At 69.7% G+C, this 1,297-nt stretch carries 1 protein-coding gene; it reads left to right on the top strand.

All coding sequences use genetic code 11. From position 1 onward, the window contains the following. Nucleotides 1-222: 222 nt before the first annotated feature. Nucleotides 223-1,266, top strand: a complete 1,044-nt coding sequence (locus Q0795_RS17065; protein WP_298891749.1) for an IS110 family transposase — start codon at nucleotides 223-225, stop codon at nucleotides 1,264-1,266. Nucleotides 1,267-1,297 lie beyond the last annotated feature (31 nt).

The following is a 1,297-nucleotide window of genomic DNA, read 5'->3' as shown; positions in this document are numbered from 1 at the left end:
TCAATGGCACGCTGATGGGGTCCGGTCGGGTTCGCTCCTTTTTTCGCTGCTGCGGCGGATCCCCGTCGTTGGCTGCTCGTCCGATGTGCGGCTCGGCCGGACGCCCTGGCCGTCGGGCGTGGCGTGGCTTGATAGGAGCCTGCTCCGGGCTGGATTGAGGCGTGCCCGCCGCACCCGGCGACCAGGACGTCCATCCCAGTATCGACCAGGAGGTCCACCGCCATGGTGATGATCGGCACCGACTCCCACAAACGCACGCACACCTTCGTCGCCCTCGACGACGTCGGCCGACGTCTGGGTGAGTGCACCCTGCGCGCCAACACCGACGGGCACCTGCAGCTGCTGACCTGGGCGGCACAGTTCCAGGACGTCACTTTCGCCCTGGAGGACTGCCGGCACCTGACCCGCAGACTGGAGGGCGACCTGCTGCGTGCCGGGCAGCGGGTGGTCCGCGTGCCGACGAGGCTGATGGCCGGTGCACGCCGCGGGGCGCGGACACCGGGCAAGTCTGACCCGATCGACGCCGAGGCTGTCGCTGTGGCTGCGTTGCGTCACCCAGGATTGCCGGTCGCTGAGCTCGATGGCCCCGCCCGTCAGGTCAAGCTGCTCTCGGACTACCGGCGTGACCTGGTCATGCAGCGCACCCGCGCGTGCTGCCAGCTGCGTTGGCACCTGCACGAGCTGGACCCCGATCTGGCCTTGCCGTCCCGCAGCCTGCGTCAGGCCAACACCCGGGCCCGCGTCGAGGCCTTCCTCGACACCCAGGGCGGCATCGTCGTCCGCCTGGCACGCAAGCTCCTGGTCCGGATCGCTGACCTCAGCGAGGAGATCAAGGACATCGAGAAGGAGCTCAAGACCCTGGTGGCGGACCAAGCCCCAACGCTGCTGTCGCTGCCCGGCTGTGGCGTGTTCTCTGCCGCGGTCATCATTGGCGAGACTGCCGGTGTCCACCGGTTCCGGGACAAGGACGCCTTCGCCCGGTTCACCGGTACCGCGCCCGTGCCGGTCTGGTCCGGCGCCTCGGCCGGCAAGGTCCGCCTCAACCGTGGCGGCAACCGTCAGATGAACTACGCCCTGCACATGATCGCCCTCACCCAGGCGCGCGGCGTCGGCCCCGGCCGGGCCTACCTGGCCAAGGCCGAAGCCCGCGGCAAGGACCGTGTCGCCGCGCTGCGACTGCTGCGTCGACGACTCTCCGACGCCATCTACTCCGCTCTGCGCGCCGACCAGATCCCAGCCTCCACCCACATCCAGCAGGCCGCCTGAGACGCCGGCCTTGACATAGGAGCATCGGGGA

Source organism: uncultured Serinicoccus sp. (genome assembly GCF_947487915.1).
Taxonomy (GTDB): domain Bacteria; phylum Actinomycetota; class Actinomycetes; order Actinomycetales; family Dermatophilaceae; genus Ornithinicoccus.
Note: the sequence above shows the minus strand (reverse complement) of the source record. Positions and strands in the feature narration are given on the sequence as shown.

Coding starts and splice junctions, on each gene's coding strand:
- Q0795_RS17065 (WP_298891749.1), top strand. CDS start 223: ATGGTGATGATCGGCACCGACTCCCACAAACGCACGCACACCTTCGTC.